Source organism: Zobellia uliginosa (assembly GCF_018860745.1).
GTDB classification, from domain to species: Bacteria; Bacteroidota; Bacteroidia; order Flavobacteriales; family Flavobacteriaceae; genus Zobellia; species Zobellia uliginosa_B.
In genome coordinates this window covers 131,398-153,967 of sequence record NZ_JAHKPY010000006.1, presented here as the reverse complement: position 1 = coordinate 153,967, position 22,570 = coordinate 131,398, and the positions used below count along the sequence as shown (strand labels likewise).

General features: G+C 36.6%; 16 protein-coding genes. 8 read left to right on the top strand and 8 right to left on the bottom strand.

All coding sequences use genetic code 11. From position 1 onward, the window contains the following. Nucleotides 1–84 precede the first annotated feature (84 nt). Both truA and KO521_RS10620 read left to right on the top strand, forming a co-directional pair. A complete protein-coding gene (gene truA / locus KO521_RS10625; RefSeq protein ID WP_215939901.1) occupies nt 85–837 on the top strand; it encodes a tRNA pseudouridine(38-40) synthase TruA in 753 nt (250 codons plus the stop codon). Further along, nucleotides 830–2,596 (top strand): ABC transporter ATP-binding protein, encoded by a 1,767-nt coding sequence (locus tag KO521_RS10620; protein WP_215939900.1) that lies wholly within the window; start codon nt 830–832, stop codon nt 2,594–2,596. The genes truA and KO521_RS10620 overlap by 8 nt, the downstream gene beginning before the upstream one ends. Here KO521_RS10620 and cdaA read toward each other — a convergent pair. Both cdaA and folP read right to left on the bottom strand, forming a co-directional pair. Next, entirely contained in the window at nt 2,593–3,381 is a 789-nt protein-coding gene (cdaA, locus tag KO521_RS10615; RefSeq protein ID WP_215939899.1) for a diadenylate cyclase CdaA, read from the bottom strand. The genes KO521_RS10620 and cdaA overlap by 4 nt on opposite strands. A gap of 41 nt (nt 3,382–3,422) precedes the next feature. Next, on the bottom strand, nt 3,423–4,250 hold the full coding sequence (gene folP, locus KO521_RS10610; protein ID WP_215939898.1) for a dihydropteroate synthase: 828 nt from the start codon (nt 4,248–4,250) through the stop codon (nt 3,423–3,425). Nucleotides 4,251–4,356: 106 nt separating this feature from the next. On the opposite strand from folP, the gene KO521_RS10605 reads away from it, so the two are divergent. The 5 genes from KO521_RS10605 to KO521_RS10585 all read left to right on the top strand — a co-directional run bounded on the left by KO521_RS10605 (nt 4,357) and on the right by KO521_RS10585 (nt 8,100). Continuing rightward, nucleotides 4,357–4,905, top strand: a complete 549-nt coding sequence (locus KO521_RS10605) for a DUF1599 domain-containing protein (RefSeq protein ID WP_215939897.1) — start codon at nt 4,357–4,359, stop codon at nt 4,903–4,905. Between the two features lies 1 nt (nt 4,906). After that, on the top strand, nt 4,907–6,004 hold the full coding sequence (locus KO521_RS10600; protein WP_215939896.1) for a BT_3928 family protein: 1,098 nt from the start codon (nt 4,907–4,909) through the stop codon (nt 6,002–6,004). 57 nt (nt 6,005–6,061) lie between these two features. Next, on the top strand, nt 6,062–6,811 hold the full coding sequence (gene tpiA, locus KO521_RS10595; RefSeq protein ID WP_215939895.1) for a triose-phosphate isomerase: 750 nt from the start codon (nt 6,062–6,064) through the stop codon (nt 6,809–6,811). A 149-nt stretch (nt 6,812–6,960) separates the two neighbouring features. Beyond that, on the top strand, nt 6,961–7,797 hold the full coding sequence (prmA, locus tag KO521_RS10590; protein ID WP_215939894.1) for a 50S ribosomal protein L11 methyltransferase: 837 nt from the start codon (nt 6,961–6,963) through the stop codon (nt 7,795–7,797). A gap of 27 nt (nt 7,798–7,824) precedes the next feature. Then, on the top strand, nt 7,825–8,100 hold the full coding sequence (locus KO521_RS10585) for an ATP-dependent Clp protease adaptor ClpS (protein WP_215939893.1): 276 nt from the start codon (nt 7,825–7,827) through the stop codon (nt 8,098–8,100). A gap of 21 nt (nt 8,101–8,121) precedes the next feature. On the opposite strand, the gene KO521_RS10580 is transcribed toward KO521_RS10585, so the two are convergent. Beyond that, nucleotides 8,122–8,535 (bottom strand): DUF6691 family protein, encoded by a 414-nt coding sequence (locus KO521_RS10580; RefSeq protein ID WP_215939892.1) that lies wholly within the window; start codon nt 8,533–8,535, stop codon nt 8,122–8,124. A gap of 2 nt (nt 8,536–8,537) precedes the next feature. Continuing rightward, complete coding sequence (locus KO521_RS10575) at nt 8,538–9,095, bottom strand: YeeE/YedE family protein (protein ID WP_215939891.1); 558 nt, start codon at nt 9,093–9,095, stop codon at nt 8,538–8,540. A gap of 334 nt (nt 9,096–9,429) precedes the next feature. Between KO521_RS10575 and KO521_RS10570 the strand changes: the two genes are divergently transcribed. Next, nucleotides 9,430–10,314: a DUF6268 family outer membrane beta-barrel protein gene (locus KO521_RS10570; protein WP_215939890.1), complete on the top strand. Its 885-nt coding sequence runs from the start codon at nt 9,430–9,432 to the stop codon at nt 10,312–10,314. Nucleotides 10,315–10,368: 54 nt separating this feature from the next. Here the strand turns inward: KO521_RS10570 and KO521_RS10565 are convergent, their stop codons facing one another. The 4 genes from KO521_RS10565 to KO521_RS10550 form a co-directional block, all read right to left on the bottom strand. Continuing rightward, nucleotides 10,369–14,055 (bottom strand): BamA/TamA family outer membrane protein, encoded by a 3,687-nt coding sequence (locus tag KO521_RS10565; RefSeq protein ID WP_215939889.1) that lies wholly within the window; start codon nt 14,053–14,055, stop codon nt 10,369–10,371. Nucleotides 14,056–14,408: 353 nt separating this feature from the next. Further along, complete coding sequence (locus KO521_RS10560; RefSeq protein ID WP_215939888.1) at nt 14,409–16,196, bottom strand: RagB/SusD family nutrient uptake outer membrane protein; 1,788 nt, start codon at nt 16,194–16,196, stop codon at nt 14,409–14,411. A gap of 18 nt (nt 16,197–16,214) precedes the next feature. Next, nucleotides 16,215–19,331 (bottom strand): SusC/RagA family TonB-linked outer membrane protein, encoded by a 3,117-nt coding sequence (locus tag KO521_RS10555; protein ID WP_215939887.1) that lies wholly within the window; start codon nt 19,329–19,331, stop codon nt 16,215–16,217. 573 nt (nt 19,332–19,904) lie between these two features. After that, nucleotides 19,905–22,550 carry a WD40 repeat domain-containing protein gene (locus KO521_RS10550; RefSeq protein WP_215939886.1) on the bottom strand — a complete coding sequence of 882 codons (2,646 nt, stop codon included), beginning with the start codon at nt 22,548–22,550 and terminating at the stop codon, nt 19,905–19,907. Between the last annotated feature and the right edge of the window lie 20 nt (nt 22,551–22,570).

The window sequence follows — 22,570 nt, the reverse complement described above, 5'->3', positions numbered from 1 at the left end:
TTGGGCCAGTCGATATTTATGAGTGCCTTGTTCTGTTTGTTCAAAGAGAAGTATCTTTGAAGTTCACAAAATTAAAGGTTTAGGTTGAGATATTTCGTTGAATTTTCATACTTGGGTAAAGACTACCATGGTTGGCAAAACCAGCCTAATGCCATTACCGTGCAAGAAGTTTTGGAAAAAGCCTTTTTTACGCTACTCCGCGATACCGTTCCATTGGTGGGCGCCGGTCGAACGGATGCGGGCGTACATGCTAAGCAAATGTTCGCTCATTTTGATTTTAAGGAAATTTCGGATTTAGAAATGTTTGTTTACAGACTGAATGCATTATTACCAGAGGCTATTGCCGTACAAGATGTTTTTGAGGTTAACCCGGATGCTCATGCCCGTTTTGATGCGGAAGAGCGAACTTATGAATATTGGGTGTTGCAGGATAAGAATCCATTTTACGGAGATTTTTCGCATTATATTAAGCATTCGCTAGATATTGAGGCAATGAATGAAGCCGCAGCATTGTTGTTACAATTTAAAGATTTTGAATGTTTTTCAAAGACCCATACAGATGTAAAGACGTATTTCTGTGATGTTAAAGAGGCAGTTTGGGAGTTGAAGGAAGAAAAGCTGGTCTTTACAATAACCGCAGACAGGTTTTTAAGGAATATGGTGCGTGCCGTTGTGGGTACGTTGTTAGAAGTAGGTACGGGTAAAATTAAACCGTCCGATGTTAAATCAATCATAAATAGCAAGACCAGAAGTAATGCCGGCCCTTCGGTACCTGCAAAAGGGCTATATTTGACCTCTGTTTTATACCCCAAAAAGATTACGGAAAAGCATGGATAAAGATTCTGGAAAAGCATTTGATATGCGGTTGTTTAAGCGCCTTTTAGCGCATACCCGTCCGTATAGATTAACCTTTTATGGGGTTGCCCTTGCTGCTATTCTATTGTCAGGATTTGCGGTAATGACACCTATAATCGTCCAGAAGATTATTGATGATGCCATTAAATTAGGGGATGAAGAAAAATTATTGTTTTTAACCTTGGCAATGGGCGGTGTTCTCTTAGGACAGGTTATTTGCCAGCTGTTATTTAATTACTATGCAAACTGGTTAGGAGAATCGGTTATAAAGGATATACGGATCAATTTGTTTAAGCACATGTTGGGTTTCCGTATGAAGTATTTTGACAGCTCTTCTTTAGGGGTGTTGGTAACTCGTGCCGTTGCTGATATGCAACGTATTGGTGAAATTTTCAGTCAGGGTTTTTTTGTTATTGTTGCAGATTTGTTGAAAATGCTTGTCGCAGCCGTGGTTATGCTTATAATGAACTGGCGTTTAGCACTTATTGTTTTCGCCATATTACCTTTAATTCTATATGCAACGCGTTTGTTTCAAAAGGCAATGAAAGTTGCATTTGCAGAGGTAAGAGCACAAGTGTCTAACCTGAATTCTTTTGTTCAGGAGCGCATAACGGGTATGAAAATCGTACAGTTGTTTACACGTGAAAAAATCGAAAGCGAAAAATTCAGGGTCATTAACGAAAAGCACCAAAATGCTTGGTTAAAAACAGTTTGGTATAACTCTATATTCTTTCCTATTGCAGAAATTTCTTCTTCCATTGCGGTGGGTCTGGTAGTTTGGTACGGCGGACTCCAGAATGTTTCTAATCTTTCCAAGGAAGAACTGGGTACATTGTTTGCTTTTATTCTGTTGATCGATATGCTTTTTAGGCCTTTACGCCAAATTGCGGATAAGTTCAACACCTTGCAAATGGGAATGGTTGCTGCCAATAGAGTCTTTAAAATTTTGGATACTCAAAGTAATATTCAGGATTTAGGAACGGTCGTGAAAAATAATGTAAAGGGCGATATTAAATTTAGCAATGTCCGGTTTGGGTATTTGGAAGATGAAGAAGTGCTTCATGGTATTTCTTTTGATGTAAAAGCAGGAGAGACAGTTGCTATTGTTGGGGCTACTGGCGCAGGAAAGTCTACGATTATTAACCTATTGAACCGATTCTATGAAATCAATTCTGGTTCCATTTTAATTGATAGTGTAGATATTAAAGACTTTAGTTTAGCTTCTTTAAGGTCTCAGATTGCGGTAGTGCTTCAGGACGTTTTCCTTTTTGCGGATACGATAGAGAATAACATCTCCTTAAAGAACGGGAGTATTGGTTTGGATGTTATTGAGGATGCGGCCCAGCAAATTGGTGTAGATGAGTTTATAACCAGTCTTCCGGGTGCGTATCAATATAATGTAAAAGAAAGGGGAACCATGTTATCTAGCGGACAACGCCAGTTAATTGCTTTCTTACGGGCATATGTAAGTAACCCTAGTATTCTGGTTTTAGACGAAGCAACATCATCCGTAGACACCTATTCTGAGCAGTTAATACAAAGGGCAACCGAGAAAATAACCGAAGGAAGAACGTCTATAATCATAGCACATCGTTTGGCTACGATCAAGAAAGCCGATAAGATAATTGTTATGGATGCCGGTAAGATCGTTGAGACAGGAACGCATAAGCAATTATTGAAAAGAGGAGGATACTATAGCAATCTCTATGAAGCACAATTTCTTTCTGAAGAAGTTGCTTAGTCTATTAGGTCTTCTTTTATTAAAGTGGTTAATTCATCCATACTACCAAAATCTACGAACTTGCCATTTTTGATATAGGAAATGTTTCCGGTTTCCTCGCTGACTACTAATGCCAACGCATCTGTTTTTTCAGTAACACCTACAGCAGCTCTGTGGCGAAGCCCAAAACGCAATGGTATATTACGCTCATTAGAAACTGGCAAAATTGCTCTAGTGGCAACAATATAATTATTTTCAATAATGGCAGCGCCATCATGTAAGGTGCTATTTTTATAAAAAATACTTTCTAAAATAGGCTTATTTACCTCTATGTGCATTTTGTCTCCTGAAGATTTTATGAAGTCCAAAGAGTTATTACGTTCCAAAACTATTAACGCACCCGTTTTTGTAGAACTCATTTTTTTACAAGCGGCAACAATGGCATCCACATCCATACTTACGCTTACGCCATCTTGTCTTAGGAATTTAAAATGTTTGATGAAGTTTCTTTTATTGGCAAAATTGGTAGAGCCAATCATTAAAAGAAATTTTCTTATCTCTTGTTGAAATACGATAATAAGCGCAATAAGTCCTACTTGCATAAAGGCACCAACAAGGCTACTGATCATCTCCATGCCCAATAGTTCCGTTAGTTTCCAAAAGCCCCAAACTATAACAATACCAAGAAAAATATTAATAGCAACAGAACCTCGTACCAATTTGTAGATATAGTATAACAAAATGGCTACCAGAATAATATCTAGTATATCGGTAATCTTAAATTCAAGAAAGTTCAGAAAGTCCAATCCGGAGGCGTTTTTGTAAAATTAATGAAATCCGTACACTTTTAACAGGGCATTAATTCTTCTGCAAGTTTAACACATTCGTACGCTTCTTTAACGTCATGAACCCTTAAAATATTGGCACCGTTCATTAATGAGGCCATATTGAGGGCTGTAGTACCGTTTAATGCACTTTTAGCATCTATTTTCAGCACTTTGTAGATCATGGATTTTCGGCTCACTCCAACCAATAGAGGATGTTCTAAATTCTGTAAAAGGTTTAATTTTTGTAAAATTTCATAGTTCTGTTCTAAGGTTTTAGCGAATCCAAACCCAGGATCAACTATAATATCTATAATTCCTACCGCCTTTGCTTTGGCAATTCGTTCAGAGAAATAGGTGACAATATCAACCAAAAGATTGTCATAATTGGTCTGGTCTTGCATATTTTGCGGCGTGCCTCTCATGTGCATCATGATATAGGGCACATGAAACTTTGCTACAGTAGGCAACATATTTTCATCTAATTTTCCAGCAGAAATATCATTGATCATGGCGGCGCCGGCATCAAGACAAGTAGAGGCTACTTTACTTCTAAAAGTATCAATGGATAAAATTATATCGGGAAAATTGGTAGTCAATAGTTCTGTTAACGGCAGCATTCGTCTTATTTCTTCTTCTTCGGAAACATGCTTTGCACCGGGTCTTGAGCTGTATCCTCCGGCATCAATAAAGGTAGCTCCGTCATTAAGCATTTTTTCGGTTTGCTTTAAAATAGCATTTTCGTCCAGATATTTTCCGCCATCGAAAAACGAGTCTGGTGTACAGTTTAGAATGCCCATTACTTTTGGAGTGGATAGGTCTATTAGGTGGCCTTTGCAATTTAGAGTCATATGTGATAAAGTTGAAGCCGTATCCCTTGATTAACCAAGTTTAAAACACGAACTTTGAGCAATTCAATATTTTGAGTGAAATTTACGCAAATTAGAAAGGATAGCCATGCAGAAGACATCCGAACAGTATGATGAGGTAATCAAAACCTGTAGAAACCTCTTTGAAAAGAAAATGAAGGACTACGGTAGTGCGTGGCGTATCTTAAGACTTCCCTCTTTAACGGATCAGATATTTATAAAGGCACAGCGCATCCGGAGTTTGCAGGAAAATGACGTTAGAAAAGTAGATGAAGGTGAGCGTTCCGAGTTTATCGGTATTATTAACTACTCAATAATGGCTCTGGTTCAATTGGAAAAAGGAGTAGCAGACCAACCAGATCTTTCGGTAGAGGAAGCTATAGCTCTTTTTGACAAACATGCTAACGCCACTAAAACGCTCATGGAAAATAAAAACCATGATTATGGTGAAGCTTGGCGAGACATGAGGGTAAGTTCTTTAACTGATCTTATTTTACAAAAGCTTTTGCGCGTGAAGCAGATAGAAGACAATAAAGGCAAAACTTTAGTGAGTGAAGGTATTGACGCTAATTATCAGGATATGGTAAATTATGCGATTTTTGCAATGATTCATCTTGGTGTAACCCCTAAATCCTAATATGAAATATCTTGTTGGCATTAGCCGAATATTTGTAGGTATACTTTTTATCATCAGTGGTTTCATAAAACTGAACGACCCCGTTGGTTTTTCGTTTAAGTTAGAAGAGTATTTTAGTCCTGGTGTTCTTGACTTGGCATTTTTTGAGCCCCACGCTTTGGCTATTTCCATTTTTGTGGTGATTTTGGAAGTTCTATTGGGCGTAATGCTCTTGGTAGGTTTTAGAGTAAAATTTACGATATGGAGCCTGCTCTTAATGATTATCGGGTTTACTTTTCTTACTTTTTATTCGGCATATTTCAATAAGGTTACGGATTGTGGATGTTTTGGGGATGCCATAAAACTTACCCCATGGGAATCGTTTACAAAGGATATAGTTCTTTTGGTATTAATTATCATTCTATTTAAAGGCAAGCAATACATAACACCTATTTTTGGAGCTAATGCAAAACGGATAGCAACTCTTGTATCATTGGTGCTTTGTATTGGGTACTGTTATTATGTATTGAATCACCTTCCGGCCATAGATTTTAGACCCTATAAAATTGGAGCTAATATCAGTGAGGGTATGACCGTTCCGGAAGATGCACCAAAGCCTATTTACGATTATGCATGGCGTTTTAAAGTAGATGGCGAGGATAAGGTAGTCGTTACGCAAGGCAATTACCCAGAGGTAGATGGTGAATTTCTTGATGTAGAAACAACAGAAGTACAAAAAGGATACGAGCCACCCATTCACGATTTTACCATAGAGAAGGAGAAAATGAACTTCGCGGATACCTTGTTGCAAGAGCCAAAATTAGTGATGATTATTGCATATGATCTTAGAAAAACAAATAAGGACGTATATTCTGAGGTAAAAAAAGTAACGGACAAGGCGATCAAAAAAGGCTATAAGGTAATCGGTATGTCTGCTTCTAATAATGAACAGACTAGTGCTTTAAAGAAAGCCCATAGATTAAATTTTGAATTTTATTTTACGGATGAGACCGCTTTAAAAACTATTGTCCGTTCCAATCCCGGAGTATTGGTTTTGGAAAAAGGAACTATTAAACAAAAAGTACATTATAATGATTTGGATGAGTTGACTTTTGATTGATTTTTAAGTTGATGCAGTAGAATCAAACCCTATACAATAACACTAAACACGTTGAAAATGAGAAGCAAAATTGTTGCAGGAAACTGGAAAATGAATAAAAACTTACCTGAAACGGAAGCATTGTTAACCGAGTTAGCTGCAAAGTTACCCGATACACAAGCTGAGGTAATGGTAGCACCAACTTATGTAAACTTAGCTTCTGCTGTTAGAACTTTGGATTCTTCGGTTATTGAGGTTATAGCTCAGAACATGCACTTTGCGGAAAGCGGTGCATATACCGGGGAGATTTCTGCGGATATGTTATTGAGTATTGGTGTGGAAACAGCTATCATCGGTCACTCGGAAAGAAGAGCTTATTTTGGTGAAACCGATGAAATATTGGCTAAGAAAGTGGTTACTGCTTTGGATAAGAATATTCGTGTAATGTTTTGCTTTGGCGAAGAACTAGAAGACAGAAAGTCTGATAATCATTTCAATGTGGTTGAGAGTCAATTAAAAAATGCTCTTTTTAGTTTGGATGCCTCTGCTTGGAGTAAAATAGTATTGGCTTACGAGCCTGTTTGGGCTATTGGTACAGGAGAGACAGCATCTCCGGAGCAAGCTCAGGAAATGCACGCATTTATCCGTAAAACGATTACTGATACTTATGATGCTTCAATTGCCAATAATGTTTCTATCCTTTATGGTGGTAGTGTTAAACCGGGTAATGCAGTAGAAATTTTTGGTAAACCAGATGTAGACGGTGGTCTTATTGGTGGTGCCTCATTGGTTGCAGATGATTTTGTGGCCATTATAAAAGCTATCTAATTATTAAACGGCACTGTTATTTTATAAGCCCTTTCCCTATATATGGAAAGGGTTATTCATTTAGTAATCATAAAGTAAAGAATGCCGGTTCTGGTTTTCGTAAGGTTAGCCAGGAAAATGCGACAAAGAATCAGTCAAAAAACAGTAAAATGTCCAACACTATATACATTGAATATAATTTCTCAGTAACTCCGCTGCAACCCGGGTCGGATATTTTAATTGCCGAATTGGGAGAAGTAGGTTTTGAGAGCTTTGTTGAAAATGAAGAAGGCGTTTTGGCCTATATTCAAAAAAACGATTGGAACGAAAATATTCTTGAGACGCTAGAAATATTGGATAATGAACTGTTCGCGGTAAATTTTGAGCAGAAAGAAATAGAACAAGAGAACTGGAACGCCACTTGGGAAAAGAATTTTGAAGCCATTCAAGTAGCGGATCAATGTGTTGTACGTGCTCCGTTTCATGAAAAGCCCAATGTACAATATGATATTGTCATAGAGCCAAAAATGAGTTTCGGTACAGGCCATCATGAAACCACCCATATGATGCTACAGTTTATTCTAGAAAATGACCTTAAAGGAAAAGACGTTTTAGATATGGGCAGTGGTACAGGGGTTTTGGCTATTCTTACTGCCATGAAAGATGCCAAACATATAGATGCCATAGATATTGATAATTGGTGTTATCTGAATGCTCAAGAAAATGTAGAGCGAAATAATTGCGGACATATTTCTGTATTTGAAGGTGATTCTTCTTTGCTAGGAAATCGTAAGTATGATGTCATTCTAGCAAATATTAATAGAAATATCCTATTGGGAGATATTCCTGTTTATGCTGCCAACCTTAAAGAAAACGGAACCCTTTTCTTAAGCGGTTTTTATGAGGAAGATATTCCTCTTATTTCTGACACGTGTCTAAAAGCAGGGTTAAAGTTTGAAAAAAATCTGAAAAAAAATAATTGGGTTGCGGTAAAATATGTATTTTAGAGAGGTATACTATTTTAAATTGATTGTATGAGTTTCAAAGAAAAAGTATCGGAAGAACTACTATTGGAGGAAGAAGTAGTAAAACAAAACGAAATTGTTCTTTTCAACGACGAGGTCAATACTTTTGATCACGTTATAGAAACCTTGGTGGATGTATGCGATCATACACCCGTACAGGCAGAACAATGCTCGCTCATAGTTCATTACAACGGTAAGTGTACCGTTAAAACGGGCGAATATAAAGATTTGGAGCCACGTTGCGGTAAATTACTTGAGGCCGGTCTGAGTGCAGAAATCGTTTAAGTAACCAATTTCCGGTTTTTGTTAATGTGGAAGCTTATCTCTTAGCAATCCATAAACAAAAGTACCCAAAGTAGCTGCTGCTATTACTATAAGCATGCTAAAAACTCCTGTGCCTAAAAGAATGTACATAGGCCCTGGACAAGCACCTGCTAGCGCCCAGCCTAACCCAAAGATTGTACCGCCTAAAATATAACGGGCAAAGCTTTTGTTTTTTGGAGGAAGGTCAATTTCTTTGCCTTCTATACTTTTAACTCTGAATTTTTTAATCGCCCATATGGAAATTGCACCTAACATTACTGCAGAGCCAATTATACCGTACATATGAAAGGATTGAAATTTGAACATTTCATATATTCTGTACCAAGAAACCGCTTCTGACTTCACTAATACAATACCAAAAAATATACCTACGAATAAGAATTTTATAAATTTCATGCTTAGAAAATTAAGGGAAGTAATAAGTGGGTCATAATAAGTCCGCCCACGAAGAAGCCAACTACAGCGATCAAAGAAGGTAATTGTAGATTACTTAAGCCTGTAATGGCGTGTCCTGAGGTACACCCACCAGCGTATCGTGTTCCAAAACCTACTAGGAAGCCAGCTACAACTAAAATAGCCAAGCCTTTAAAGGACAAAGCGTTACTCCAATCATAAATTTCGGCGGGTAGTAGGGTGCTTCCTGCATTTTCAAACCCTAATTTTTCCAAATCTATTATGGTTTGCGGATTAAGGTCTATTGCAGAACCGTCCGATAGGAAGTTAACAGCTATAAAGCCTCCAATAATAGCGCCAAGTACAACGGTTAGATTCCATTTTTGTGCTTTCCAATCAAATCTGAAAAAATCAGAGTATTTTCCTGCACCACCAATACTACAAAGCGTTCTGAGGTTTGAAGACATTCCAAAAGTCTTTCCAAAATAGATGAGAAAAACCATTACCAGTGCTATCAAAGGCCCAGAAACGTACCAAGGCCACGGCTGAAGTATATTATCCATATATAAATTAAGATTTGTGCAAATGTACTGGTAATGGTTTTAGTCAATGTAATACATGTTACATAAGAGTCTTGTAAAGTCGTTCTAGCAGATAGTTTCCTTACAAACTATCTGTTTTTAACTTTTTCATTATGATTTTATACGATAAGGTGTAAGAAGTATTGAAGGATATTATTCTGGTCCCGTTGAAGTTCGAGATAAGGTTTTAAAAGTCATTTTTAAGCTATCTTGTTTTAAGTTTATTCAACCTAAATTAAATAAGTATTTTTGCCTTCAATAAAAATAGGTTAGACGTATGCTAGCGTATGGATTGTAGAGTAAGTAACAATCATCAATGAGATATACTACATTAAAACTGCTAATAATTCTAGTACTAGGTTTGGGTAATTGTTCAGCTCAACTGTCAGATCTTGCCAAAATAGATTATACACGTCTGCCTAAAGGAGGCTCAGAAGTAGGTTACGATCGGCTTAGGGGTGCATTTAATTATCCTATAAGGTTAGGTGAGGGTAATTATTTCCTAGTAGGGATGGACTATAGTAAAATAGACCTTTCCTTTGACAGCAGTGTAGATAATTTTGATATTGAAGCAGTTGAAGATTTTCAGCTTTTGGATATTAATTTTGGCTATACCTTTAAAATGAAAGGCGACTGGCGTTTTGGAGCTCGATTTTCCATAGGTTATAGCTCTAACCTCGTTCGAAAATTATCTGTTGAAGATGCTGTTTTTGCTGGGGATGTCGTATTTATAAATGACAAAAGAAAAGATAGCAAAGTATCCAAACCATATAGATTGATAATTGGCGTATCGTATGCCGAAAATAGAGGGATTCCATTTCCTTTACCATTTATAAGTTATTACAGAAAATTCCATCCGAAGTGGTCTTATAAACTGGGTATTCCTACTGCAAATCTTCAATACCACATTTCTGCGAAATCAAGGTTAAAATGGGTGGCGGAGCTTGACGGGTTTACGGCAAACATACAGGGTGGGCTTTTAGTAAACGAAAATGAAATAGCGGATAAGGCAAATATGTCTATAATAATATCTGGTTTACGCTATGAATATAAATTCACGAAGCATCTAGAATTATTTGGTAACGTTTCTAGGATTATGAGTAGTAATGCTAAGTTAAAGGATAGTAATCATAATACCATAAACTCCGTAAAAAAGAACAATATCTATTATTTAAGGACGGGAATACGCTTAAAGATTTAATCGTAACACTATTTATAATCTTATTTTTGATGCATTTTATTCGGATAATTTTTTCTAAAACGTTGATCCGACGCTAAATAAAATAAGCCCAGATTCTTCTTCTGAAAACCCGGCTGAAACACCAATAGCAAACTGTTCGGAAAGAGGAACCATATAAAGTCCAAAACCATATCCTTGATGCCAATCAGAATTCATATCATAATCGGAAAAAACCCTGCCCGTATCATAAAAGACTTTTATGCCAAACTTCATGGGTACGATAGACGTACGAAATTCTGACAATTGCAGACGTAATTCCGAGTTAAGATATAATGTAGACTTGCCAGTAAACCTATTGTTTACATAGCCTCTTAAATTGGAATTTTGACCCAAATAATTCAGTTTATAAAAAGGAATAGTTTCATCTCCATAGGTTGTAGTACCACCAAAACGTAATCCTAATGTTAGGGGTGTTTTACCATTGGTAGTAGCATATTGTTCAAAAAAAGCTTGGGTAATGCCATAATTTGAATTCATATTATCTGATACCAAACCACTTTCATGCTTAAAGAAAAAACGAGCTCCCTGTTCGGGAAGGCTTGTTCTATTCCTAAAATCGAAATCTAATTCCGCTATGATTTCATAGAGATTGGCATCTCCAAGACCAAACGTTTCAAGTAGGGGATTGGGGTTATCTTTAGCTAAGATGGTACCTTCTTCTCTAATTGTTTTATTATTCTCGTAGTTGAAAGTAAAACCAAGACGGCTTCTTTTCCAGAAATCCTTGATTATACCGGCATGAAGACTATAGGAATCATATCTGGTTTTGTAAAAATCCATATCATCTAAATCGTCATCTTTTATGGAGCCATTACCTAAGCCATAAAAATCCGTAAAGCTATTATGGTCTGCATATTTACCACCTATTTGGATATCCCATTTTCTAAAAACATGATGGAACCTTCCTTCATATTTGAGTATGTTGATGCTTTCAGTTGTAAACGTACCGGTTATTCTATGCTTTGAACTGTAGTCTATTTTTAAAGGGTTTCTTTGGGTAAATTCAATTCCTGCATTTATTCCCAATCCTTGGTTACTGTTGTACTGGATGGCCGCAATCGGCAGATACCTGTTGAATCCAAATCTATGCCTATCGTAAGAATAGAGTTCTGTGTTCCAATGGTCAACAATTTTGCTTTCTTCTCCAAGATGAAGTACTGAGGTATTCCCCTTTTCATAAATTAGAGTTTTCTTCCCTCCTTTTTGCACAGTAGAATTGTCTGTAATAACATCAGGGTCAGGCCCACCAATTATTCTGATTTTTATAGATTTTCTTGCTGCTCCAGAAATATTAAAAACGTCATGGCCATCCAATCCGTAAAGACGAATTTCTTTAGTTTCCTTTGGGTCAAAAGTCCGCTCGTAATAAAGTCGTTTTCCTTTTATGTTTTTATCATCTATAGTATTGAACATAGATACTTTTACTGAACCATCTTCATTTCTTGTTACTTCAAAATATTCTCTTTTATTTGATCCAACAACTTCTACACCGCCAACCATTAATTGCTCGTAATATTGATTTGCATAAATATTTAAATCTTTGTTACGTTGTTTTAATTTTTGGACTATTTCTTCCCCTGAAAGTTCATATATTTCTGAGGGCATTGTGTTAATTCCCTCTTCAATGACCTGATCTGTAATATGCGTTTGAATATACTTAGCAGCTTCTTGCCAATCTTTTCGTGTAAGTTCGTTAAGTAGACGTCTGTCTGCCGGTTGCGAGCTAAATGTTAGACTACGGATATCATTGATTTTGTATCCAAAATTCTCTCCTCTTGCAATTCCCCATTTTCTATCTGCCAAGTAGGGTAGAAAGCCGTCCCACAGAGAAAATACGTAATCTCTATCTCGTGGAATGGGTCTGTATAGGTAATCATGTTTTTTCTTATATCCGGCCCACTTCCAATTGTCTTCATGTTTTCCCCAGTCGCCAACTAAAATATCGAACATTCTTGCTTTTGCGTACTCTTTGGCATTTACTTTATTATCGTGGTCTTTATAAAGTTCCCTGAACATTTTTCGACTTTGCAAAATCTCATCGGCGTTAGCAAAGGGTTGTGCAACTTTTTTTACATTCACTGGTTTTTCTTCTAACATTCCCAGAAGATTGGAATATTTACTTTTAAAAGCACCTAATTCATTAGATGGTGGCATCATGTACAGTTTGGGAGTGGCATGCAAAATATCAGTAGCATTCAACATGGAACCAACGGCCATTGCTCCATAAGGTTGCTGCCATGAAGTGACATCTTGCAATACTCTTGCTATGATCGTCCCTTGGAGCTCATAAGGCAATAGTTGAAGCGGGTCTTTGTCTACGGAGCGAAAGGCATATTCCCTGCCGTCTCCTCCTTTGATTTTTAAAGAAGTGGTCTGGTGTCCGCCGCCCTTCTCGTAGACGGATAATCCGCCAAAGGTTTGTTCTAAGTCCAGATAAGGTACTTTTACAGGAGCCTTCCAGGTCGTTCTGTAGTGTTCGCCCATAAAGAACTTTGTCACACCCCCAATAGTGTAATCGCCGGCTATGGCAATAGTGTCTTTGGCCCAAGTTCTTGGTCCATGTTTTTCAGCGATTGTAGGTTTACACGGATTGTATGCGGAATTAAAATTGGCGTCTGTGTCCGATTCACATGGCGAAGTAAATAGGGTTTCCGTAGAATTCGCTTCAAATTCTCCTGAAGGCGTGAATTTGTGAATGATATAACCAACTTTTCCAGAGCTATAGTAGTCCAATTCCACTAGGCCGGGAATGGCCCTAGCAAAAAGGGTGTGTTCTTTATCTTTAGCTACATATTTTGCCTTAGTTGGTGCCCCACTATTTATGATATAATTTTCTCCCATACGAAGAACCTGAAGGTTTTTTTCATGACCAGCTGCATAGATAACAGACCCTTTCCGGAGGACGATATTCCCAATACTGCCACGAATAGCATTAAAACGCTTGTTTACAATGTCTACTGAAGAACCTATATTTTGCCTGTAACCCGCAATAAGGCTTCCTAAAAGGGGAGGGGATACATATTTTGAAAACTGAAAATGTCCTCCGTAGTTTCCTAACGATTCTAATGGAAAATGCCCTGCCACAAGTATGTTTTTATCCTCGGAATCTTCTACTGCATTTTCCAGTTCAATAAGAAAATCCCGCTCTGTGGCAATACCACATTCCGCAGTGGTCGCATCCGGTTTTTCAAAAGGGTGATTGTACCATTGTGTATTTATAGACACCAATATTAAGTGTTCGGTAATATCAATAATATCGGGTCCGGGACAGCCCTTTTTAATAGCCCATTTTACATTGTTGAAATCCATGGACTTAATTAATTTCTCTAGTTTGTTTACACTGCTCAATCCCTTTTTTCTGGAATTGGCCCAATCCCTATCTCCGGGAATGATAACGACCTTTCCGTTTTTGAACGTAGTGATACTTCTCAAAAGTTTATCGATTTTTAATGAATCTTGGAAAGTCGGTTCTTTGCTGTAACCACTATTTATAAGGTCTCCGTTAAGGATAACGGTAAAAGGTGCTGTGGATGGAAAAACCGATGACAGGCTATCATAGAATGGAGATTCCATATCAATATCAGTGGTGTTTCCCAACAAATAAACTTGGTGTTCAATATTTGTAGATTGTGCTTTGGCTTGTAATGTTCCTAAAATTATAAAGAACAATAGAGTAAAAGTAAATTTTGAATGTTTCTTCATAACCTTGATTTTAAGTAAAACTTAAATTGAGAAATGTAGTAGGGTATGTTAGATTGCGTTTCAACGTTAAGCAGAGATAATAACTACTAGAAATTTATGCAACATAAAATTTTGGTACTGGGACTGTGCTTTATTAATGTAAAATATGGATTTCTACGGAGATTTAATTAGCGCAAACCAGAAAATTTAGGTGTTTTTCATTTTATAAGTCAAGGGTGGGGAAAAATGAATAAAGCAGCTACATTATTTTGTAGCTGCTTTATTATGAAGTGATTCTGTAACGTATTTTAATCCTATAATTATTTAATAATAGAACTGATTATACCATTAACCAAATTTGCAATGTACTCATCTTACAGGCTTGTATTATTATCTGTTTCAGTAAGGGGCAGTGGTAAATAATCACGTAGTTCATTGTAATTTTGAGAAGCATCTTTAAACTCGTTCTCTCCATTGCTATACAATTCCTTTTCTGTGACGGTTCTTGTCAATAAGCTATTTTCTCTGATTGCTGTTGCACCACCGGCATTCTTTACATATTCGTAATCGGTAAGGTAGTACTTAATGTCATTTAATTCTGCAAATCTGGCTTGCGCATTACCCCATCTTCTCAAATCTATGTTTCTAGTAGAAATACCTTGAACGTTTAATTCTAGAGGTCTTTCAACATGTCTTAGATGTTTCCTCAACGTATTTTCATCGGTATATGGCATATTTGTTACCGGTTCATTGGCAATATACGTTTTACTACCATCTACAGCAGGCCCCAATAATGCCAAGCCCCAACGCGCTCTTATGGTATTAATATCTGCTAACGCTTCGGTAATTTTGCCGGTTTCCAAATATGCTTCCGCTCTCATTAAATAAACGTCTGCTAAACGATTAACTATTACGTTTTTTCCTGATTTCCACGGTGAGCCACCAACATTCTTTTCATGCTCTGCAATGTCATGATTTGTAAATTGCTTGAAAGCGGAAATTTTATTGTTATCGAATTTCTCAGCAATTGCTGCAGTAGGTTTTTGGTAAAATTCAGCATGTTCGTCGTTCACGAGTGCAATCATAGAGGATGCTCTTAAGGATATATTATCTTCAATCCTGTCCCTACCGTTAAAACCTTTTACCGTATTCCGTTGGTCTAAAGGATCTAAAAATTCTGTAGAATATGCTTCTGTTAACCAAGCAGCGGGAACGTAATGTTCTGGAGCTCCTCCACCTTTACCGTTCATGGCAGAGTATCTGGCGTTTCTGTTATTAAAACTCTCCTCGTACCATTGAGACTCTTCTGGTTTTAACGCAACCGAGTAATTTATTTCAAAAATTGATTCTGAATTAAAATCTCCTGCTTGGGTATACATTTGTTTAACATTTTCTCCTGTCAAAAGTGCGTACCCATATTCAGAATTTGTAATGACATCATTAAAATAGTTAAGCGCTTGCCCGTATTCTTCCTCATATAAATAACTAGTGCCTAAAAGTGTTGCGGCAACTCCTTTGTCTACTCTTGATTTTTCATTGAAAGCAGCAGGAAGATGGTTATATGCATAAACTAGATCCTCCCTAAAAAATGCAAGTACTTCTGCTGATGTTGATGTGGGTACGGAAACTTCCTCTACACCTCCAGGAACTTTATCACGGATTATGATTTCTCCGTTATTGTATATGGAATGTAAATAAAAATGGCACATACCCCTTAAGAGTCTTGCCTGGCCCATTTGTTCGGTCCAGCGGTCATCACTTTTAAAAGTATCATCCATATTTTCAAGCCCTTCAATAAGTTGATTGGATCGAAAGATAACTTGATATAGAGCATTCCATTGCCTATGGAAATTAAAGCTACCAGAGGTATAGGTATGGGCATAAAATGGAGTAATTCTCGCGTTAGGTTTGGGCTTGTCCGGTCTTAATAAAGAATGAATTCCTAAATCTGACCGTAGAGATTCTGACCATGCATTTACTATAAAAGTATCTAACATTCCTCCGTAAACACCCGTTAGGCTAGCATTAGTCTGGTCCAGATCAGAATAGTACGTATCTGTAGAAGCTTCATTGGGATTATCTTGTTCTAGATAATCAGAGCATGATTGCAAAAAGCCTGTAATTGCAATAAGTGCGATTAATTTATTTTTAATATTTCTCATATTATAATTCTTTTTTTTTTAAAACCTGACGTTGATACCTAAACTGTACAAAGAAGATATTGGATATCTAGAAACATCTAAACCTCTTCTAGCAACGTTACCTCCAATTTCAGGATCAAACCCCTTATACCCTGTAATAGTTAGTGGGTTTTGTCCTGAAACAAAAAGTCTGAAATTAGAAATGTTTAATTTATCTAAAACGTCTGCGGGAAGTGAATACCCTAATGTAACTAGTTTTAACCTTAAATAATCCCCTTTTTCTAGCCAGTAATCGGTATTTCCATTATGGTTGATATCACCTTTGGCTCCACTCCAATTAGGAATGTTAGAAGTAGGGTTATCCTCGGTCCAAATGTTATTTAAATCAGGATGGCGACCGGCAATATAACTCACTGCTTTATTTCCATTCATGATTTCTGCGCCAACACTACCAAACCAGTTCATGGCAAAATCGAAATTTTTATAGTTCCAATTCATATTAAAGCCTATTTCAAAGTCGGGTAATCCGCTTCCTCTGTATACTTTATCTTCAGCAGTTATTTCACCATCAGAATTTGTGTCTACATATTTTAAATCTCCTTTTACGGCATTTCCCCGTCCACCAAGTTTTTGGTATTCTGCCAATTCTGCATCTGTCTGTATTACGCCATCTGTTTTATATATAATGAAGGCACCAGCTTCATAACCTGTGGCAAATTGCGTAATAAGTGAATTCTGATTATCTCCACTAACCAAGGCTGAATTACCATTAAGTATAAATGGAATATTGTTGAAAATATTAGTAATCTCATTTGTGTTTTTTGAGAAAGTAGCATTCAAATTCAAATTGCTTGCTCCAATATTTTGTGTGAATCTTGCCCCCAGTTCAAATCCTTGATTGGTCATATTACCCACATTTAATATTACATTTCGGTGGTCATTGTTATCAAAAGGTCCACCATTTGCATTAAATGCTCCAGAAGAACTGGCATATGTTATAGGAAACAACATATCTTCTTTTTTGGTATTGTAATATTCTGCCGTTAGAACAAACTTATTTTGTAGAAAAGCTAAATCAACACCCAAGTTTACGGATTTAGACGTTTCCCATGATAAGGTTTCATTTGCATAATCTCTTATCGCAGTTCCATTAGTGAAGGAAGCATCGTTGTCCGAGAAAATATAATCTGCAGCCTGTCCTATGGTACTACTGTATCCGTAAGCCGGTATTTGGTCATAACCTACTTCTCCGTAACTTGCTCTAATCTTAAAGTTGTTCACAACATCCGATATGGAATTCCAAAAATCTTCATCAGATACATTCCACGCAGCAGAGGCCGAAGGGAAGAATCCCCAGCGATTGTTAGGTGCGAATTGAGAAGAACCATCATAACGGCCTAAAAATGAAAGTAGATACTTTCCTTTGTAATTGTATTGCAATCTACCCAAAGTACCCACTCGCGAAATATCATACCCAGTTAGACTATTTGTAGTTGGGTTTATTGTGGCAGTGTTCAAAACATTAATATCATTGTTGGATACGCCTTGTTTTTGACCAAAGAACCCTTCAAAACTATCTTCTTCTAATGTAACAGCTCCTAATAGACCAAAAGTATGTTCACCTACTTCTTTGGTATAATTTAAACTGGCATCCCAACTGAATTTAGAAGTTCTTTGTGATTCACTTAGTACGGAACTTTTTGTAGGGTCAGTTTCTGTATCACTAAAATCATCTGGATTTACAAGTGTGTATGCGGGTATAAATTGTTTTTGTAATTGATTCCTTATGGATACACCCACTCTAGTTTTAAAGTCTAAGTTATTTGTGACACGACGTGTAATATCCAAACTTCCATTTAAAATATCTCTTCTAAATAGATTCTCTCTTTTAATTGATTGTGCTAAATTGTTCAAAGGGGTGGTCACAGGTCCGTCATCGGTAGTGAAAACAGCGTCTGCTTCAGGATCAATTAATGGAAAATAAGGTGCGTAGCGACTTGCAGTTGCTAGCAAACCACTACTTGCTACCGCATTCTTTTCGATAGTTACCGCAATACTCGTATTTATTTTCCAATTATCGGATGTATATGTTGTAGATGTACGGGCATTGTACCGTTTTAAATTTGAGTTTACCAATGAACCTTCGGTATCTAAATAGCCTCCTGAAAAGTTATAAGTAAGGTTGTTTGCCCCGCCCGAAACATTAAGGGTATAATTAGTTGTTGCAGCATTATTATTTAATACATAACCGCTAAAATCGTTATCATTGTTATACCATGAAGGGTTTGCTTCTAAAATTGAAATGTGGTTGGTAAAACCCAGTGATTCTTTTAATGTTTCAAAAGATATTTGCTCACTTGCATTCATTAAAGGCGCATTTTCATTTAGTCTCTGAATACCATAGGTGTGGTTAAAATCAACGCTCATAACCCCCTCCTTACCTTTTTTAGTGGTAACTAAGATAACACCAGCAGCTCCTCTTGATCCATAAACAGCTGTTGACGCCGCATCCTTTAAAATATCAAACGTTTCAATTTCATTCATATTCAAGCCTGGATTTCCAACTTGGGGTATGCCGTCTACAACCCATAATGGGGAATTTGAGCCCGATATAGATGTAACACCTCTTATTTGTATACTAGATTGTGATCCAGGTGCACCTGAGCTAGAAACAACAGAGACTCCTGCTACTTGTCCTTGTAATGCAGAGGCAACATCTGAAGTTACAAACTGTTCAATATCCTTGGATTTTACCTGGGCAACGGCACCGGTCAGTTCCTTTTTCTTTACAGCACCGTATCCAATAACAACAACTTCATCTAGGTTCTCTGCTTCTACATCAAGTATTACATTCAATTTGGCTTTTGTTACTGTTATGCTTTTGTTTTTCATACCAATGAAACTAAAGGTCAAAATATCACCGGTTTTAGCTGAAATTGAATAGTGCCCATCAAAGTCTGAAGTTGTACCTGTAGATGTTCCTTTGATTATTATAGTGGCTCCTGGTATAGGTACACCATCATCTGCACTTGTAATCGTACCGCTAACGGTTAATTCCTGTGTTTGTGCTCCAATACTCTGTGCTAACAACAATATCATAATAAGTAAGTGCCTACTTATTAATTTATTAGTTATTAATAGTTTCCATTTTTTCATTTAGTTCTCTTTAAGTTAGTTTATAATTGAGTTAATTAATGGTTGAGTTTGATTGGTTTATATTCAGCTACAGCTGTAAATATTGTTCAATTCTAATTTAGACATGTATATATGCGTACATAAAATGTATTTAACAGTAAATTAACAGGTAAACTCCGTAATTATGGGGGTTGTGGGAGTATGTGATATTCTTTAAAAAGTGAATTATCTCAGTTTTACCGAATAGAATGGTATTTACCGGCTATAGTACTGCAGTGTAATTCTGTAAATTTTATGGTAAACGTAGTAGCTGTAAATTGTTAATTTATAATGATGGTTATAAAACGTATGTACCTGTTGTTGATAATCTACTTTTATATCAGCTGGGTTGTGGAATGTTAGATTTAACGCTTTATTTTTAATGAATTAATATCTGAGTTTGAAAAACAGCTTTTCAAATACTACTGATTATTTTGAAGAAACTTTAGAAAATTTAGGTAGATATGTAGTATTGAACTTTACACATGGATAAAACTATGGTAAGAAAAAGAAGAAGTGTTTACTTACAAAGCTATCACTAAGTTAAAAATATAGTTAATAGGCCACATCAATAAATCGCATAGAGCCAGCTGGAATTTTTAAATTTAGATTTTTATCCTTTATGGCAAATATTTCACCATTCAAGATATCTGTTGCTGATTTTGGTATTTTATTCTGAAAAGTAATAGCTGCAGTTCTTTCTTGAGGATTAATGTAACCTTGGTCTACAATAACCAATCTTGTGTGGTTGTCGTCAATCTTAATGGCACTCCATGACGCACCTTTCACAACAATGTTTAGTCTTTTTTTTCCAGATTCTACTGTGTTTTCAATAGTAGCGCCAAATTCATCTGCGGGTACTTTATTTTTACCTTTATAACCAGCTTTTGTATCAGAAACAAAATAAGGAACATTAGCTATTTCTAGTGCTGCTTTACTTTCTATTGGAGCAACGGGAACCATACCGTGTGGTAATTCTGGCATATAGTTGGTCCAACGGTATTTTACACCTAAAGCAATATTAGAGAAATCATATTTAGGGATACTTGTTCCTGCCCAATGCATTTGAGAAACGGAAAACACTGCATTGTCATCATCAGTTTTGTATTGATTTATTTTATGATGATCATCTACACTATGAATCAATTTATCATCTACGTCTTTTATAAGATGCCATGAACCAATAGATAGAATATCTTCAGGTTCTACAATAGGTAGCACGCCAGATTTCATTAGAGCAAACAATACGTTTAGACCGGGTTCCTCAACAAAGCCACTTGTAGAAACCACACCATATCTTGCTCCGTATGCAGCCATGATAACCCCTTGTCTTAAGTAGGGTGAAACTGAGTTTTGCCCACCCGGGGATAATGGTCTCCAGCTTGTTGGGTTATCATCAATTAGACGCATTGCATAATCATTTACATAACCTCCGGAATGCATGCCAACACGGCCTGCTAAATTTAGGTCTTGCGTACGGTTGCTGGTGTCTTCTGAAGCCGGTGCTAAAATATCGCTATATTTCTTTGAGAAGAACATATCTTTCCACAGCGGTAAATGCGCAGTTGCTGCCCAAAACATATTTTTATATCTAAAGTATAATTTGGCCTTATTGTTTTTACGGATTGCCTTAGCTAACCTTGGTATATATTCTTTGACATAATGAATAACCCTAGGGTCTTCTGCATTTGCCATTTCAGCATATATAAAACCATAACAGGTATTTGGTGCAACCTCTAAAACTTGTTCTAAGGTTTCTATCTGAATATAAAAAGGGTCGTTACCGTGACCGGCCCAAAATGCAAATGGTTGTCCTTTGGCTTCAAAATCTCTTGCCATTTGTACAATGTCCTCTCTTGAATCTAGGTATTTTCCTCGTTTGTCTTTTTTTAAAGCAATATCACCCATAATCGCTACTAAATGGGAGCGGTCCGTAGATTCCTTAGGTGCTTTTTGAATAACAAATGTAACATTTGCACCATTTAATTTTTCTATCCTAGGATCGGTATTACTCTTTGTTATCATAACCCATTCCTTATCCGGTTTAGTTTGATATTTGGGTAATTTAAAATTTAGGGTCTGCTTATAAAGTGAGGTAATATTCTTTTGTACCTCAAGCATTCTGCCTTCTTTCCTATGCGTAGTTTTAAACCAATTATCTTTTGTTAAATCATAAAAATTAATGGTATTCCCGCCATCTACAGTCCCAGCAGCTATAAGTTGATTTGATTTTGGTTCGAATGCAAAATCACTGTAGACCATTTTACCATACCGTGCCCCAGACGATTTTATTAGTTTTCCCTTGTTATCCAAAACCAAAAGAATACCACCATGCTGAAACATAAACTCATTTCTACTTGGCAAAAACGTACCTTGAGAATGTGCATAGCGTTGAGTTTGTTTATTGTGGCCTTTATATTCTGCAACACTATTTAAATCGCCATCTAAAGCCGCAAAAAAGGGCTTGAATTTTTGGTCTCCAAATAGTAGTATTTCATCTTTTTTATCATTATTGATATCAGCAATTCCAATATCGGTAACCATTATTTTTGTTAGTTCCCTTAGATGTTTTTTCTTAATATCAACACTTTTGACCACTTCTTTAGAATAGGGGTCTATAAGCCCTAGGAAATCCCAACGGAATTTATCATGATCGTAAGTCATTAGAAAAAGACTTTCTGTTTCGGTATCCGTAAAATTTCCGGATTCTAGCTTTCTAACAACACCCGTAATCCTTGTTTTTGAGATTAATTTTCCTTTAGCATCTAATTCATATAAAGTGTAATCATTACCACCTGCAAAAACCTGAATCTTACCATTATTTTTTACTACAGCAACTTCAGAAAAACGCACTTTATGGTCTGATGTAAATTGCCATAACAATTTTCCTGAACTATCATAGCAATATATGTTACCATTGGCATTTGCAGCTATCAAATCATCATTACCATCATTATTAATATCTACTGCTTCAATTTCAAAAAGCACAGCAGGAGTATGGGTTGTGACTCGCCATAGTTTCTTTCCCTCAATGGTATAAGAAGAGAGACTGCCGTCTAATTCTCCAATATATAATACGGACTCTCCATTTACGGACCCGATAATAGTATGTCTAATAGCATTTCCTCCTGTAGAGAAACTTTGAGCTGAAATATTAAATGCTATTAGTGTAAAAAGAAAAGAGGAGAGAAGTTTATTCATTTCAATGTTTTATTGAATCA